Source organism: Curtobacterium pusillum (genome assembly GCF_007680845.1).
Lineage (GTDB): Bacteria > Actinomycetota > Actinomycetes > Actinomycetales > Microbacteriaceae > Curtobacterium > Curtobacterium pusillum_B.
This window is the reverse complement of sequence record NZ_VEIY01000006.1, coordinates 210012-225293: the sequence shown is the minus strand read 5'-3', so window position 1 is coordinate 225293 and position 15282 is coordinate 210012. Positions and strand designations below refer to the sequence as shown.

13 protein-coding genes are annotated in these 15282 nt (G+C 73.9%); 6 read left to right on the top strand and 7 right to left on the bottom strand.

All coding sequences use genetic code 11. From position 1 onward, the window contains the following. Positions 1–85: 85 nt before the first annotated feature. The 5 genes from hpf to mtrA form a co-directional block, all read right to left on the bottom strand. Entirely contained in the window at positions 86–799 is a 714-nt protein-coding gene (gene hpf, locus FS825_RS14205; protein WP_144714117.1) for a ribosome hibernation-promoting factor, HPF/YfiA family, read from the bottom strand. A 174-nt stretch (positions 800–973) separates the two neighbouring features. After that, positions 974–1678 (bottom strand): phosphoribosyltransferase family protein, encoded by a 705-nt coding sequence (locus FS825_RS14200; protein WP_222126940.1) that lies wholly within the window; start codon positions 1676–1678, stop codon positions 974–976. A gap of 97 nt (positions 1679–1775) precedes the next feature. Then, positions 1776–3458 carry an LpqB family beta-propeller domain-containing protein gene (locus FS825_RS14195; RefSeq protein WP_144714115.1) on the bottom strand — a complete coding sequence of 561 codons (1683 nt, stop codon included), beginning with the start codon at positions 3456–3458 and terminating at the stop codon, positions 1776–1778. Continuing rightward, a complete protein-coding gene (mtrB, locus tag FS825_RS14190) occupies positions 3458–5131 on the bottom strand; it encodes an MtrAB system histidine kinase MtrB (RefSeq protein WP_260981189.1) in 1674 nt (557 codons plus the stop codon). The genes FS825_RS14195 and mtrB overlap by 1 nt, the downstream gene beginning before the upstream one ends. Positions 5132–5136: 5 nt before the next feature. Beyond that, the gene (mtrA, locus tag FS825_RS14185) at positions 5137–5811 is read right to left on the bottom strand and encodes an MtrAB system response regulator MtrA (RefSeq protein ID WP_144714113.1); all 675 of its coding nucleotides are present in this window, start codon (positions 5809–5811) and stop codon (positions 5137–5139) included. 314 nt (positions 5812–6125) lie between these two features. Here mtrA and FS825_RS14180 point away from each other — a divergent pair, with 314 nt between their 5' ends. From FS825_RS14180 to FS825_RS14160, 5 genes are read left to right on the top strand one after another with little or no spacing between them, the layout of a single operon-like run. Next, on the top strand, positions 6126–7364 hold the full coding sequence (locus tag FS825_RS14180) for a glycerophosphoryl diester phosphodiesterase membrane domain-containing protein (protein ID WP_186377251.1): 1239 nt from the start codon (positions 6126–6128) through the stop codon (positions 7362–7364). Beyond that, complete coding sequence (locus FS825_RS14175; protein ID WP_144714110.1) at positions 7361–7999, top strand: DUF4129 domain-containing protein; 639 nt, start codon at positions 7361–7363, stop codon at positions 7997–7999. Before FS825_RS14180 ends, FS825_RS14175 begins: the two co-directional genes overlap by 4 nt. Beyond that, positions 7996–9252 (top strand): DUF4350 domain-containing protein, encoded by a 1257-nt coding sequence (locus FS825_RS14170; RefSeq protein ID WP_144714108.1) that lies wholly within the window; start codon positions 7996–7998, stop codon positions 9250–9252. The genes FS825_RS14175 and FS825_RS14170 overlap by 4 nt, the downstream gene beginning before the upstream one ends. Next, a complete protein-coding gene (locus FS825_RS14165; protein WP_395886265.1) occupies positions 9249–10244 on the top strand; it encodes an AAA family ATPase in 996 nt (331 codons plus the stop codon). The genes FS825_RS14170 and FS825_RS14165 overlap by 4 nt, the downstream gene beginning before the upstream one ends. Beyond that, the gene (locus FS825_RS14160) at positions 10244–11596 is read left to right on the top strand and encodes a DUF58 domain-containing protein (protein ID WP_144714106.1); all 1353 of its coding nucleotides are present in this window, start codon (positions 10244–10246) and stop codon (positions 11594–11596) included. The genes FS825_RS14165 and FS825_RS14160 overlap by 1 nt, the downstream gene beginning before the upstream one ends. A 1-nt stretch (position 11597) precedes the next feature. Here the strand turns inward: FS825_RS14160 and FS825_RS14155 are convergent, their stop codons facing one another. Beyond that, positions 11598–12593, bottom strand: coding sequence for a stage II sporulation protein M (locus FS825_RS14155; RefSeq protein ID WP_144714105.1), 996 nt, complete (start codon positions 12591–12593; stop codon positions 11598–11600). A gap of 134 nt (positions 12594–12727) precedes the next feature. On the opposite strand from FS825_RS14155, the gene FS825_RS14150 reads away from it, so the two are divergent. Then, positions 12728–13597, top strand: coding sequence for an RDD family protein (locus FS825_RS14150; protein WP_144714103.1), 870 nt, complete (start codon positions 12728–12730; stop codon positions 13595–13597). A 203-nt stretch (positions 13598–13800) separates the two neighbouring features. Here the strand turns inward: FS825_RS14150 and ahcY are convergent, their stop codons facing one another. Next, complete coding sequence (ahcY, locus tag FS825_RS14145; RefSeq protein WP_144714101.1) at positions 13801–15279, bottom strand: adenosylhomocysteinase; 1479 nt, start codon at positions 15277–15279, stop codon at positions 13801–13803. Positions 15280–15282: the final 3 nt, after the last annotated feature.

Sequence of the window (15282 nt, the reverse complement as noted above, 5' to 3'; positions counted from 1 at the left end):
GCCGGTCTCGCCGCTGGGAACAGCGCGCGTGTGCGCGGCCCGCGAACGGGCCGCGCACACGTCTCGGGCGGTGCCGGATCGCGCCTCAGGCGATGGCGACCGCCGGCTCCGACTCGGAGTCGGAAGACGCGGACGCCTCGCCGGGTGCCGACGTGCCGTCGATGCCGATCACGCCGTAGTCCCAGCCCTTGCGGCGGTAGACCACGCTGGGCCGGTGCGTCTCCGCGTCGACGAACAGGTAGAAGTCGTGTCCGACGAGCTCCATGAAGTAGAGCGCGTCGTCGACGGTCATCGGGGCGGCCTCGAAGACCTTGTGCCGGATGACCACGGGGCTGTACACCTCGGATTCGTCCTCGTCGCGGGACTCGCTGACGACGGGGATCGCACCGGTCGCGACGTCCTCGATGAGCTTGCCGTCCGCGGGGACGATGCCCATCCGTTCGAACCCGGTGCCCGAGGCCTCGGCGACCGAGGTCGGGGCGTGCCGGCCGCGGTGCACCTTGCGGCGGTCGCGGGCCCGGCGGAGGCGCTCCATGATGCGCGCGAACGCCAGGTCGAACGCCGCGTACTTGTCCGAGGCCGCGGACTCCGCCCGCACGAGGGGTCCGGGGCCGATCAGGGTCAGCTCGACGCGGTCCTCGCCCCCGGAACCGCCGGACTTCTCGTTGTGGCGGCTGATGCGCACCTCGAACGCGAGGGCGCGGTCGGCGAGCACGTCGATCTTCTCGGACTTCTGTTCCACGTAGGTGCGGAATCGGTCGGTGACCCCGATGTTCCGGCCCGTGATCGTCACGTCCATGTGGCGGCTCCCATCCGTACGTCAGCGCGTCGCCTCCATCCGGCGATCCCGAACGCCTTGCCGCGAGGCTAGACCCGGCGACCGTGCGTCGTCACACGGGAACGGTGAGTCGCGCGGACACCCACCGGACACTCAGTGCTCACCGAGCGTTCACCGATGCGCGGGGTGTGCACGTCAGTCGTCGACGCTCGCGACGGCCACGCAGCGCACCACCCGTCCGCCGGCAGCACGGACCGCTCGCACGGCCTCGGCCATCGTCACGCCGGTGGTCACCACGTCGTCCACGACCACGACGTCACGGCCGGCGACGCCGCTCGCACGGAGCGACCCGACCGTCGCCGCGACCCGCTCGAGCGCCGACCGCTCCTTCTGCCCGGCCCCGGCCCGCCGCGCTCCGGCCCGCCCGGTGCCGGCCGGTCCCGCCCCGGCCCCGGGACCGGCACGTGGACGGTGGAGCGCCCGGGGACGGCGGACGCCCCCGCGAGCCAGGAGGAGCACGACGGGATCGAAGCCGCGCCGGCGGTTCCCCTGCCGCGAGGGCGGCACACGGAGCAGCACCGTGCCGGGCGGCGCGTCGGCGAGCGCCGACAGGACGAGGGCACCGAACCGGATGGCGAGCGGACGGGCGAGGTCGACCCGGCCGCGGAGCTTCAGCTCGAGCAGGAGGGTGCGCACGAGCCCGGCGTACTCGAACGCTGCGTCGAGCCGGACGCCGGCGACGAGGCGCACGCGGCGGGGCTCGGCGGCGAGCCCGGCCGAGCACGTCCGGCAGAGTGCGCGGTCCGGGGCGCCGCAGCCCGCGCAGACGACGGGCAGGACGAGCCCGAGCACCGCGAGGGCGGCGTCCTGCCAGGGGTGGTCGTCCGTCGTCTGGGTCACGGGCACGATCCTGGTCGTGACCCGTCGGCGGGGGCGGGCCGGTCCCGGGACCGGGGGATGTGCCTCCAGTCAGGCCCGTCTGTGGAGGAGGACCGCCTCAGCGCTGGATGCCGAGCACGTCCGCGGTGACCCCGGTCGAGTCCCAGCCGCCGCCGGTGGACTGCAGCACCGACCCGTCCGACATCCGGAGCAGCATCGACCCACCGCTGCCACCGGCGATCGCGGTGGCGCGGCCGTCCGGCTTCGGCAGGGTGCTCGACTGTCCGCCGATCGTCGACCGGACCACGTCGGGCCCGGACGAGGTCTGGCCCACCGACGCCACGTCCGAGTCGCTGATCCAGGCGGCACCGACCGCGTCCCCGGTCGCGGCCTGCAGCCGCACCGGCGGGCCGAGCGCGGTCGGCGTGCGGTCCGAGCCGCGGATGATCGCCATCACGTAGAGGCTGGGGCCGTCGCCGGTCTCGATGAGGGCGAGGGCGCGCGTCGAGTCGCGGGAGACCTGGAACGACACGAGGTCGCCTGAAGGGAGCGTCGTGCTCACCTGGTGCGGGTCGCCGCCGAGGCCGTACGCGGTGACCTTCCGCGTGTTGCCGGACGAGGCGACCCAGGCGAACCCGAGGTCGTCGATCGAGGGCGCCACGAGGTCGTCCGTCGCGTCGATGCGCAGGTGTGTCCGGCCGCGGACCACGGTGACGCCGTCGTCGTTGCCGACCACCGCCGCCGTGCCCGAGGCCGACAGCGCGAACGACGTCGGGTCCAGGTCCGCGATCTCGTCGCCGGTGCCCCCGCCGAGTTCGGCGACCTTTCCCGTGCCGAGGGCCGCGTAGCCGACCGAGCCGTCGTGGTCGACGAGCGGCCGGGCGTCGACGTCGGGGTTCTGCTGCGCGTCCGACCCGCTGCCGTCCGGGACCGAGAAGGTCGCTCCCTCGACGGTGATCTCGACCGAGGACACGGTCGCGACGGACGCCAGTGACTTGCTCAGCTGCTCGCGCATCCGGACCTTGTCCTGGCTGCTGGCGCGCAGGGCGTCGCTGGACAGGTCGACGAGTGCGGTGCCGTTGTCGATCGTGACCGCGTTGAGGGAGAGCTGCGTGCCCTCGGGGAACGAGGACACCACGGCGCCCTTGAGCCAGTCGGCGGGGCCCGCGAGCAGCGCACTGGCGATCCGCGTGCTCGTCGAGGACCTGGCGAGGAACCAGCGTTCGTCGGGGACGAGGAACTTGTAGGTCGGGTCGAAGAAGTACAGGGCGTGCTGCTGGAATACGGACTCGAAGTTCACCGGCGAGAGGATGATCCCGTCCGGGGCGTAGGCGATGCGCCACTCGCCGTCCTGCCGGGTGAACTGGAACGTCAGGGTGGACGAGGTCGGACGCACCGCCTGGGTGTACTCGCCGTCGGCGTCGACCGTGGCGCTCGCGGTGAGCGTGTAGGTGAGCTCGCGCTCGCCGACTCGTTCGACCGCGGGGTTGCCCTGCCGGATCGTGACGCCGCGCCGCGGGTTCCACTTCTCGGCGAAGCTCGTCGCGAGGAACTGTCGGGCGATCGAGTAGTCGTCCGCCGCGCCGGTGCCGGCCGCGATGAACCCGCGCAGGATCGCCGTCTGGTCGGACCCGGCCACCGGCTTGTCCGGCCGGTAGTCGACACCGGAGAGCGACTCGTCCTTGATGGTCTGCCCGGAGCGGACCGGGCCGTCGGTCGGGATCGCGGCGCAGGCGGACAGGGCGACGATCGTCACCGCGGCGAGCGCAGCGGCGACCACGTGTCGGAAGCGGGTGCGCATCAGTCCTCCTCCCGCACGGCGCGGGGGCCGTCGTAGGACTCGTCGAGGTCGGGCAGCGGGATCGCCGAGGTCGTGACCGCGACGCGCTCGTTCCGCGGCAGGGTGAGCACGAAGGTGGACCCTTCCCCGGGGCGGGACCAGACGTCGATGCGGCCGCCGTGCAGGTTCGCGTCGCCCAGCGAGATCGCGAGCCCGAGCCCGGTGCCGCCGATCGTCCGCTTCCGGCTCGGGTCCGCGCGCCAGAAGCGGTCGAACACGCGGGCGGCGTCCTCCGGGGGCATCCCGATCCCGTGGTCGCGGACGGCGATCGCGACGCTGCGGGCATCGCTGTCAACGACGACCTGGACGGGCTTCGCGTCGCCGTGCTCCAGAGCGTTGCCGACGAGGTTGCGGAGGATGCGCCGGACGCGCTTCGCGTCGAGCTGCATCGTGGTGTGCCCGCCGGGGGTGACGAGCTGCAGGTCGATGCCGGCGCGCTCGGCGAGCGGATGGAACTCGTCGACGATGTCCGTCGCGAGCGCCGCGGGGATGACCGGCTCGGGGTCGAGCTGCACGGCCTGCGCGTCGAACCGGGAGATCTCCAGCAGGTCGGCGAGCAGGAGTTCGAAGCGTTCCACCTGCGCGTGCAGGAGTTCGGCGGAGCGGCCGACCGACGGCTCGAAGGCGTGGCGGGAGTCGAAGAGCATGTCGCCCGCGAGCCGGATGGTCGTGAGCGGGGTGCGCAGCTCGTGCGACACGTCCGACACGAAGCGCTGCTGCACACGGGAGAGCTCGGCGAGCTGGGTGATCTGCCGGCTGACGGCCTCGGCCATGCCGTTGAAGCTCCGCGCGAGCGTGGCGATGTCGTCGTTGCCCTTCACCGGGATGCGTTCGTCGAGCCGGCCGGCCGCGATCTTCCGGCTCGTCTCCGCCGCACCGCGGATCGGCACCACGACGAGCCGCACCACGAGCGAGGTGACGAGGGCGATGAGCACCATGAGCGCGACGCCGCCGATCGACAGGGTCTGCGACACGAAGTCGAGGGTCTGCTGCGCGTCCGACAGGTCGTAGACGAGGTAGAGCTCGTACTGCCCCGCGCTCGGGATCTGCAGCGTCGAACCGACCGCGAGACCGGGCTGGCGGCGCCCGTCGTCGTCGAGGCGAACCGGCTGCAGGCTGAGCTTGCCGGTGTTCTTGCCGACCTCCTTGCGGAGCACGTCGGTGATCACGGCGTCGGGGAAGCCCTGGCTCGCGACGTTCTGGACCGTCTGCGGCCCCGGCTGGTCCGGACTGCGCTCGATCGCGATGCTCGTGCCGCCCGGGCTCGTCGTGTTCGACAGGATCGCCTGCTGCGCTTCGCTCTGCAGCGTCTCGAGTTCGCTCTGGTTGTTGTCCTCGCCCGCGGTCGCGGCGTCGAAGATCCCCTGCGCGACGATCGTGGCGCGCGCGGACTCGGACTCGATCTGGTCGCGGCGCTGCGAGTAGACGTTGTTCGAGATGCTGATCATGACGGCGGTGCCGATGATCGCGATCGCGAGGCCGGTCGTCATGACCGTGATCGCGACCGAGCGGAACATCAGGGAGCGCCGCCACAGGTAGGCGACGCCCCGCCAGCCGCGGCGGACCCACCGGCGCAGCCGGCGACCGATCCGCGCGGAGCCGGCGCGCGCACCGCCGGACGGGACGGCCGGCACGGTGCTCAGGCCCCTCCGGCCCGGTACCCGACGCCGCGCACCGTGGTGACGATCTTCGGGTTGTCGGGGTCGTGCTCGATCTTCGCGCGGAGGCGCTGCACGTGCACGTTCACCAGCCGGGTGTCCGCCTTGTAGTGGTAGCCCCACACCTGCTCGAGGAGCATCTCGCGCGTGAACACCTGGTTCGGCTTCTCGGACAGCGCCCGGAGCAGGTCGAACTCGAGGGGTGTCAGCGCGATCACGGAGTCCCCGCGGCGGACCTCGTGTCCGGCGACGTCGACCGTGAGGTCGCCGACGTGCAGCACCGTGGCGTCGGCCGCCGTCGGGCGCAGGCGCGTGCGGATCCGGGCGACGAGTTCCTTCGGGTTGAACGGCTTGACGACGTAGTCGTCCGCGCCGTTCTCGAGTCCGGCGACGACGTCGGCGGTGTCGCCGCGCGCGGTCAGCATGATGATCGGCGTGCCGCTCTCGGCGCGGATCCGCTTGCACACCTCGATCCCGTCGATGCCGGGGAGCATGACGTCGAGGAGCACGAGGTCGGGCTTGGAGCTGTGGAACGCGTCGACGGCGTCGTTGCCGTCGGCGCTGAACTCCGGTTCGTACCCTTCCGAGCGGAGGACGATGCCGATCATCTCGGCGAGGGCCTGGTCGTCGTCGACGACGAGGATGCGCGGTGTCATGTGATGGGACTCCGTGGGACGAGCAGCGGTGCCCGGACGACACCTGATCCCTCACGATAGCCGAGCCCCCGTCGCGTGGCGTTTTCCGCCAGGATGGTCCCGACCGCGTCTTCCGCTTCGCGGTCAGGACGGAACAGGGGGCGGCGATGTCCGGTTGGCAGGTCCCGGGAGCACCGGGCGATCGTCCTGGAGGCGCGGCGCACCAGCCCGGGCAGCAGCCGCCCGCCCCGTGGTCGGGTCCAGGGCCGGCGTGGCCTGGTCCGGTGGGTCCGGGCCCGGCGGGGTCGGGTCCGGTGGGGTCGGGTCCAGGTCCGGTGGGGTCGCGTCCGGTCATCCCGCTGCGGCCGCTCGGCCTCGGCGACGTCCTCGGCGGTGCCTTCACGGTCTTCCGTCGGAACGCGCGCGTCCTGCTGCTCTGGAGCGTGCTGCTGAGCGGCGTGCTCGGGCTCCTCGCCACCCTCGTCAGCACGTTCGGCCAGCGGGCCGTGCAGTCCCGGATGTTCGCCGCCGTCGAGGGCGGCGGCAGCGGCGCCGACTCGATCATGGCCGGGTCGGTGACCCTCTGGATCGTGCTGTCCGTGGGCCTGCCGTTCCTGGCGTACCTCGGGCGTGGCTTCCTCGTCGCGCCGGTCGCCGCCGACACCGGGCAGCGGATCCTCGGCCGCCGCGCGACCTTCCGGGGACTGTGGGCGCTGCTCGCCGGGCGACGCTGGTCCGTCGTCGCGTGGATCCTCGTGCAGCTCGCGGCCGGCGTGGTGATCGGGGTCCTCTTCCTCGTCGTGCTCATCGGGTTCACCGGGGCGCTCGCCGCGGGGAACTCGGGCATCGGCGGCTTCGTGCTCGCGATCCTCGGCATGGGCCTCGGCTTCGGCGTGCTGCTCGTGTGGCTCGGCACGAAGTTCGCGTTCACGGTGCCGACGATCGCGCTCGAGGGCCGGCCGGTGTTCCAGGCGGCCGCGCAGTCGTGGCGGCTCACGCGCGGGGCGTTCTGGCGGACGTTCGGGATCGTGCTGCTCGTGCAGGCGATGTTCGGGTTCGCCGTCTCGATCGCGTCGTTCCCGCTCACGATCGGCGCGGTGCTCGTCGGCGGGACGTTCGACCCGCTCGGACAGACCGGAGCATCGTCGGGCGTGGGGGCCGGCGGCGTCGTCGCGATCGTCGTGGGGAGCCTGCTCGCGATCGCGGTGCAGTGCATCACGGACGTCCTCAGTGCGTCGGTGCTGACGCTCCTCGCCGTCGACCGGCGCATCCGGACCGAGGCTCTCGACCAGCGCATCGCCGCGCACCTCGAGACCGGGCAGCCGAGCGACCCGTTCGCGCCGGCGCCGCAGGTGGCTCGGCCGCCGTGGCCGGGGCAGCCGGGGGCCGGGCAGGGGCAGGCGTGGCCGGGGCAGGCGTGGCCGGGGCAGGCGTGGCCGGGGCAGCCGGGACAGGCGGCGCCGGGACAGGGGCAGGCATGGCCCGGCCAGCCGGGACAGGCGGCGCCCGGACAGCCGCAGCCGCCGGAGTGGGGCGGTGCGCCCGGTCGCTACCCGCCGGACGGCCGCCCGTGACCCTCGGTCCCGACGAGGCCCGGCACCTCCTCGAACGCGAACTCGAACGGTCCGAGTACGACGGTGCCCAGGTGACCTGGTGGGACCGGGCATCGCGGGCCGTCCTCGACTGGCTCGGATCGTTCCGCGCGGACGGCCTGGGGTCCCCGGCCGTCGCGCACACCCTGCTGTGGGTCGCCGTCGTCGTCCTCGTCGCGGTGATCGTGCTCGTTGTGGTCGCGAGGGGTCTCCCCCGGCGACGCACTCGGACCGCTGGACGGGAGCCCGGGGGCGTGTTCGACGACGACGACCTGCGCACCGCCCGAGCGATCGCCGACGACGCCCGAGCCGCCCTGCGCGCCGGTGACTGGTCGCGTGCGGTGCTCGACGGCTACCGCGCGCTCGCCCGCGGGCTCGGCGAGCGCGACCTCGTCCCCGACGTCCCCGGCGCGACCGCCCGTGCCATCGCCGGCCGTGCGAGCGCCCTGTTCCCGGCCGAGTCGGACCGTCTGGAGCGCGCAGCAGCGACGTTCGACGACGTCCGGTACCTCGGCGCCGACGCGACCGAGGCCGCCGCACACGACGTGCTGGACACCGAGCACGCCCTGCGCACCGCCAGGCCCGTGCACGCGACGACGCCGGCGGTCCCCGCATGACCACGACGGCCACGACGGCCACGACGCCGGCCACGGCCGAGCGCCCCACCGACCGGACGCCGCCGCACCGTGAGGGACGCGGCCTGCGGATCGGGTTCTGGGTGGCGATCGTCCTGGTCGGGCTCCTGCTCGCGGCGCTCACCGCCGTCGCTCAGAGGACCGGCAACGCCGAACGGGCACCGCTCGACCCGGGGTCCGCGACGGCGAGCGGCACGAAGGCCCTCGTCCGGGTCCTCGAACAGCAGGGCACCGACGTCCGGATCGTCGCCCGCGCCGATCGCATCGCCGACGGGACCGTCCTCGTCGACGACTCGCAGGGCGCCCTCGACCCGGCCGTCGCCCGGCGCCTCGCGCGCCAGTCCGCCCACGTCGTCCTCGTCACGACGGACCCTCGTGCACTCGAGGCGTTCGGCCTCGACGTCGAGCCCGCCGCCCAGGCCGACGACGACCGGACCGTGTCGACCGCGGCGTGCCCGATCCCGGCGGCAGCGGAGGCCGAGCGCATCACGGCCACGGGGACCGGGTTCGCGGTCCCCGACGGGGAGCGCACCCCTGCCGGCACGGACCTCTGCGCCGCGACGGGATCGGGCGACCAGCGCACGTACGGCCTCGTACGGACGGCGACGCCCGCGGGCGACGTCACCCTCGTCGGCACCACCGCGGCGCTCCGGAACGACACGATCACCACCGCCGGGAACGCTGCCCTCGCGCTCGCCCTGCTCGGCGGCGACGAGACCCTCACCTGGTACACCCCGATCTCCGGTGCCCCGGACGCGGCGCCGACGCTCGGGTCGCTCGCCCCGCCGTGGGTGCCGAGCGTGCTCGGCCTCCTCGGGCTGGTGGCCGTCGCCGCCGGGATCTGGCGCGGACGCCGTCTCGGTCCCCTGGTCGTCGAGCGGATGCCGGTCGTCGTGCGCGCCGCCGAGACGACCGAGGGCCGAGCGCGCCTCGCCGCCCGCACGCGCGACCGCACCCACGCGCTCGACACCCTCCGCGTGGCCGCCCTCCGACGCACCGCCCGCCGGCTCGGGCTCCCCCGGTCGGCACACGTCGACGAGGTCGTCCGGGCCGCCGCGCACGCGACCGGCATCCCGCACCAGCGCGTCGGCGCCGTGCTGGTCGGCGGACCGACGCACGACGACCGAGCGCTCGTCGCGGGAGCGGCGGCGCTCGACGAGCTCGAACAGGCCGTCCTCGCCGCGACCACCGGCGACCGGCACACCGACCGAGACCACCGAGGAGCACGACCGTGACCGATCCGTCCCCCGTCCAGACCCAGCAGCCCGAGCCCGGCACCGATCCGCTGCGCGATGCGTTCGGTCGGCTGCGCGTCGAGGTCGGCAAGGCCGTCGTGGGGCAGGAGGGCGCGGTCTCCGGGATGATCGTCGGGATCCTCGCGCAGGGCCACGTCCTGCTCGAGGGCGTGCCCGGCGTCGCGAAGACCCTGCTCGTCCGGAGCCTCGCCGCCGCGATGTCACTCGACACGAAGCGCATCCAGTTCACCCCGGACCTCATGCCGGGCGACGTCACCGGATCGCTCGTGTACGACGCCTCGACCGGCACGTTCCCGTTCCGCGAGGGACCGGTGTTCACGAACGTGCTGCTCGCGGACGAGGTGAACCGCACGCCCCCGAAGACCCAGTCGGCACTCCTCGAGGCGATGGAGGAGCGCCAGGTGAGCGTCGACGGGGACGCGCGGGCGCTGCCGGTCCCGTTCTTCGTCGCGGCGACGATGAACCCGATCGAGTTCGAGGGCACCTACACGCTCCCCGAAGCCCAGCTCGACCGCTTCCTCATGAAGCTCACCCTCGACGTCCCGCCGCGCGACGTCGAGTGGCAGGTGCTCCGGCGCCACGCCGACGGCTTCGAGCCCCGCGACGTCCGGTCCGCCGGGATCACGCCCGTGCTCGGCGTCCACGAGGTCCTCGCCGCGCAGCGGGCCGTCCGTGCGGTCGGCGCGCGGGACGACGTCCTGGCCTACATCGTCGACCTCGCCCGGGCCACCCGTCAGGCGCCGTCGGTCCGGGTCGGCGTGAGCCCGCGCGGGGCGACCGCGCTCCTGGCCGCCGCGAAGGCGTGGGCCTGGCTCACCGGCTACGAGGCGATCACCCCGGACCACGTGCAGGCGATGCTGCTGCCCGTGTGGCGGCACCGCCTCCGGGTCGCCGCGGACGCCGAGCTCGAGGGCGTCGGTGCGGACGGCGTGCTGCAGCAGGTGCTCGACCAGGTCCGGGTGCCGATCTAGTGGCAATCTCCGGCCGGTTCGTCGCGCTGCTCGCCGTCGCCGTCGTGCCCACCGTGCTGCTCGGCACGGGCTGGGCGGGTCTGGCGTGGGCGGGCGTGGTGGTGCTCGCCGCGGTGCTCGACGTCCTGCTCGCCGCGGACCTCACACGTGTGCGGGTCGAACGGCGGATGCCGCGGCTGGCCCGACGGGACGACACGGCGGACGGGACGCTCGTCCTCGCGAACGACGGCACCCGGACGCTGCGCGGCATCGTCCGCGACATGTGGGAGCCGTCCGCCGGCCATGGTCCCGGACGGGTGCGGATGCAGGTGCCGGCCGGCGAACGCCGCACCGCCCGGATGCGCTTCGCGCCGTTCCGCCGCGGACGCCGGAGCACCGCCGGGGTCGCCGTCCGCGCCTTCGGTCCACTCGGGCTCGCGGCGCGCCAACGCGTGCTCGCCGCCCCCGGGGAACTCGTCGTCACCCCGCCGTTCCGGTCGCGGCGGCACCTGCCCTCGCGGCTCGCTCGGCTCCGGGAGCTCGACGGTGAGACCACCCTGCAGCTCCGCGGCCACGGCACCGAGTTCGACTCGCTGCGGGACTACGTGCGCGGCGACGACGTGCGGTCGATCGACTGGCGCGCGACGGCTCGGCGGCAGGACCTCGTCGTGCGGACCTGGCGTCCGGAGCGCGACCGGCGGGTCATCGTCGTCGTCGATGCCGGGCGCGCCGGAGCCGGCCGGGTCGACGACGAACCACGCCTCGACACCTTCATCGAGACCGCCCTCCTCCTCGGCGCGCTCGCTGCCGCAGCGGGCGACCGGGTCGACCTCGTCGTGCTCGACGACGCCGTCCGCGGACGCGTCCACGGCGCCACCCGGGCGGACGTGGTGCAGCGGTCCGGCGAGACGCTCGCGCTCGCGGAGCCCGGGCTCGCCGCCACCGACTGGTCGGCGGTCCCGGCACTCGTCGACTCGATCACGACGTCACGCGCGTTCGTCGTGCTCGCGTCGAGCCTCGACTCGATCGGTGCCTCGGGCGACCTGCTCGCCGTCCTGCCCCGGCTCACCCGACGGCACGCGGTCCTCGTGACCAGCGTCACGGACCCGGCGGTCACCCGGATGGCGAGCGGGGCGGTGGACCCGGCCGGGTCGGGACGCGGGCGGCGGGGCGGACGGGTGCCGCGCCTCCCGTCCGGCGCGGAGCGCGACGTCCACCGGCGCGCCGCTGCGGAACGCACGCTGCTCGATGCGGACGGCGTGGCCGACGTCGCTCGACGCGCTGGCGCCGAGGTGGTGCGAGCCGTGCCCGAGCAGGTCCCGCCGCTCGTCGCGGACGCGTACATCCGTGCGAAGGCGACCGGCCGGCTCTAGGTCAGCCCGCGACGAGGGCCGACGAGCCGCGCTCGAACTCCTCGAGGTCGCCGCGCTCCCCCGCCCGGTACGCGCGGCCGCCGAGGACCCACTGGTACCAGAGCACCGCCGCGAGGGCCACCGTGCCGATGCCGATCTTCACCGGCCAGGGCCAGTCCTGGCGGGTCACCGTGCCCTCGATGATGCCGGACAGCAGCAGGGTCAGCGTCAGGCCGACCGCGATCGTGATGAGGGCGCGACCGTCCTCGGCGAGTGCCTGCGCGCGGGTCCGGGCCCCGGGCGCGATCCAGGACCACGAGATCATCAGGCCGGCGGCCGCCGCGAGGAAGATCGAGTAGAGCTCGAGCTGGCCGTGCGGGGCGATGGAGCGGAAGAAGTCGCCGAGCCGGCCCTGGTCGTGCATGATCGCCGCCGAGACGCCGAGGCTGATCGCGTTCTGCCCGATCGAGAACGGTACGAACAGCCCGGTGATGCCGAACGCCACCATCGTCGCCGCGATGTAGGCGTTGTTCGTCCACACCTGCGCCGAGAACGCCCCGAGGCCGTGGTCGGAGTAGTACGCCTGGAAGTCATGCGTCGCGTACTGGCGGAGCGCGGCCGGTGAGCCGAACGTGTCGAGCGCCCCGGGCGTCGTGGTGATCCAGACGGCGACGATCGCGGCGATCGCGACGGTGGCGGCAGCGACCCAGATCGTCACCCAGCGGATCCGGTACAGCGAGGCGGGGAGCTGGAGCACGAAGAAGGACGTGACCGCCGTCAGCGGGTCGACGGGCGTGCCCGTGAAGCGGAGTCGGGCACGGAACAGGGTCAGGGACAGCCGGTCGCCCACGGCGGTCCGGGGTGCGGCGCCGCGGATGCGGGCGAGGTCGGTCGCCGCCTCCTGGTAGGCGGACACGAGGCGGTCGACGTCGGCGCCGGAGGTGTGCCGTGCGCGGGCGAGGCGGTCGAGCTCCTGCCAGCGCTCGCGGTGCACGTCGGCGTAGGCGTCCAGGTCCACAGTGTCTCCCCCACTCGTCGGCGACCGGGTCCAGGCGGGCCGCCGGTCGGGCGGGCGAGCCTCCGGGCGTGCGGGCGCTGGTCGGGCGGGCCGCCGTCCGGGCGGGCCGTGACCGCGTCCGACAGAATGATCCCATGCCGAAGACCCGCGCGCCGCGTGACCTCGCCGACGGCCGGTTCGTCCGGGCGCTCGACGACACCTCCGACGAGCTCGTCGTCGGCGAGGCCGTCGCCCTCGACGTCCAGCCGGCCGGCATCGCACTGCGGCTCGCTGCGGCGCTCCTCGACGCGGTCTGCGTGCTGGCGCTGTACCTCATGCTCCTGTTCGGCGTGTCCCGGGTGTGGCCGAGCGGCATCGACGACGCGTGGGCGGCGGCGCTCGACATCGGACTGCTCGTCGGGGTCCTCGTGCTCGTGCCCGCCGCCGTCGAGACGGTGACGAAGGGCCGGAGCGTCGGGCGGTACGCCGCCGGCACCCGGGTGGTCCGGCTCGACGGCGGGGCGATCGGGTTCCGGCACGCCTTCGCCCGAGCACTCGTCGGTCTGCTCGAGCTGTGGATGTCGCTCGGGTCGGTGGCGCTGCTCGTGGCGTTGTTCGGATCGCGGCCGCGGCGGCTCGGAGACCTGCTCGCGGGGACGATCGTGCAGCACGAGCGGCCGACGAAGCAGCGCGACCCCGAGGTGCTCCTGCCCGCCGAGCTCGTGGCGTGGGCACGGGTCGCGGACGTCTCGGCGCTGCCGCAGCGGTTGGAGAACCGGCTCGGGGCGTTCTTCCGCGGGGCCGCCGACCTGCGTCCGGAGGTCCGGGAGGTCACGGCGCGCTCGCTCGCGGCATCGGTCGCGGAGTACGCGCACCCGGTGCCGGCCGTGCACCCGGAGGTGTTCCTCGCCGGGGTCGTCGTGCTGCGGCGCGAGCGGGACGTGCGGGCGTTGCGTTCCCGGGCCGCGATGCTCGATGCCGCGGCCGCTGTGGCGACGGCGCGGCCCCCGGGCTTCCCGCGCTGACGCGGCGCGGCCGCGCGCTGCGCGTGCGCACCGCGGCGCGTGCGCACCGCGGCGCGCACCGCGTTCCGGACACAGCACCGCGCAACGTCGCGGTGCTGTGTCCGGAACCAGGTTCCCGACGTCGAACCACGCCGCCGCGCCGGTTCGACGTCGGAAACGTGGTTCGTCGCGAGCAGCGCCGCGCAGCGCGCGGCGCGCGCCGCTCAGTACCGGTAGTGCTCGGGCTTGTACGGGCCCTCGACCGGCACGCCGATGTACGCCGCCTGCTCCGGCCGGAGCTCGGTGAGCCCGACCCCGAGCGCGTCGAGGTGCAGGCGCGCCACCTTCTCGTCGAGGTGCTTCGGCAGCACGTACACCCCCGTCGGGTACGCGTCGCGCCGGGTGTGCAGCTCGATCTGCGCGAGCACCTGGTTCGTGAACGAGTTGCTCATCACGAACGACGGGTGCCCGGTCGCGTTGCCGAGGTTCATCAGCCGCCCCTCGGAAAGCACCAGGATCGAGCGACCGTTCGGCAGACGCCACTCGTGCACCTGCGGCTTGATCTCGACCTTCTCGGCGCCGGGCAGTGCCTCGAGCCCCGCCATGTCGATCTCGTTGTCGAAGTGCCCGACGTTCGCGACGATCGCGAGGTGCTTCAGCCCGAGCATCTCGTCGACACCCACGACCCCGAGGTTGCCGGTGCACGTGATGACCATGTCGACCTCGGCGATGACGTCGGTGAGCCGCGCGACCTGGTAGCCGTCCATCGCGGCCTGGAGCGCGCAGATCGGGTCGACCTCGGACACGATGACCCGGGCGCCCTGCCCGCGGAGCGCCTCGGCCGCACCCTTGCCCACGTCGCCGTAGCCGACGACGAACGCCACCTTGCCGCCCATCAGGACGTCGGTCGCCCGGTTCAGGCCGTCGGGCAGCGAGTGCCGGATGCCGTACTTGTTGTCGAACTTCGACTTGGTGACGGAGTCGTTGACGTTGATCGCCGGGAACTTCAGCTCGCCGCTGCGCGAGAGCTCGTACAGGCGGTGGACGCCCGTCGTGGTCTCCTCGGTGACACCTTCGATGTCCGCGGCGATGCGGGTCCAGCGGTCCGTCGACTCCTCGAGCGAGGCGGCGACCGTCGCGAGGACGATCTTCCACTCGGCACTCGCGTCCGCACCGGCGTCCGGCACGCGCCCGGCCGCTTCGGCGTCGGCGCCGGTGTGCACGAGCATCGTGGCGTCCCCGCCGTCGTCGAGGATGAGGTTCGGGCCGATCCAGTCCGCGCCGACCGCCGCCGCCTCGGCCGACCAGTCGAAGATCCGGTTCGTGCACCACCAGTACTCGTCGAGGGTCTCGCCCTTCCACGCGAACACCGGGACACCGGCGGGCGACCCGGGCGTGCCCGTCGGCCCGACGGCGATGGCCGCGGCGGCTTCGTCCTGCGTGGAGAAGATGTTGCAGCTCGCCCAGCGGACCTGGGCACCCAACGCCACGAGCGTCTCGATGAGCACCGCGGTCTGCACGGTCATGTGCAGGGAGCCGGCGATGCGTGCACCGGCCAGGGGCTGCGACGCGCCGAACTCCTCGCGCAGGGACATCAGGCCCGGCATCTCGTTCTCGGCGAGCCGGATCTGGTGGCGGCCCGCCTCGGCGAGGGCGAGGTCGGCGACGCGGAACGGGGCGGCGGTGCGGGCTTCGGTGGGCATGCC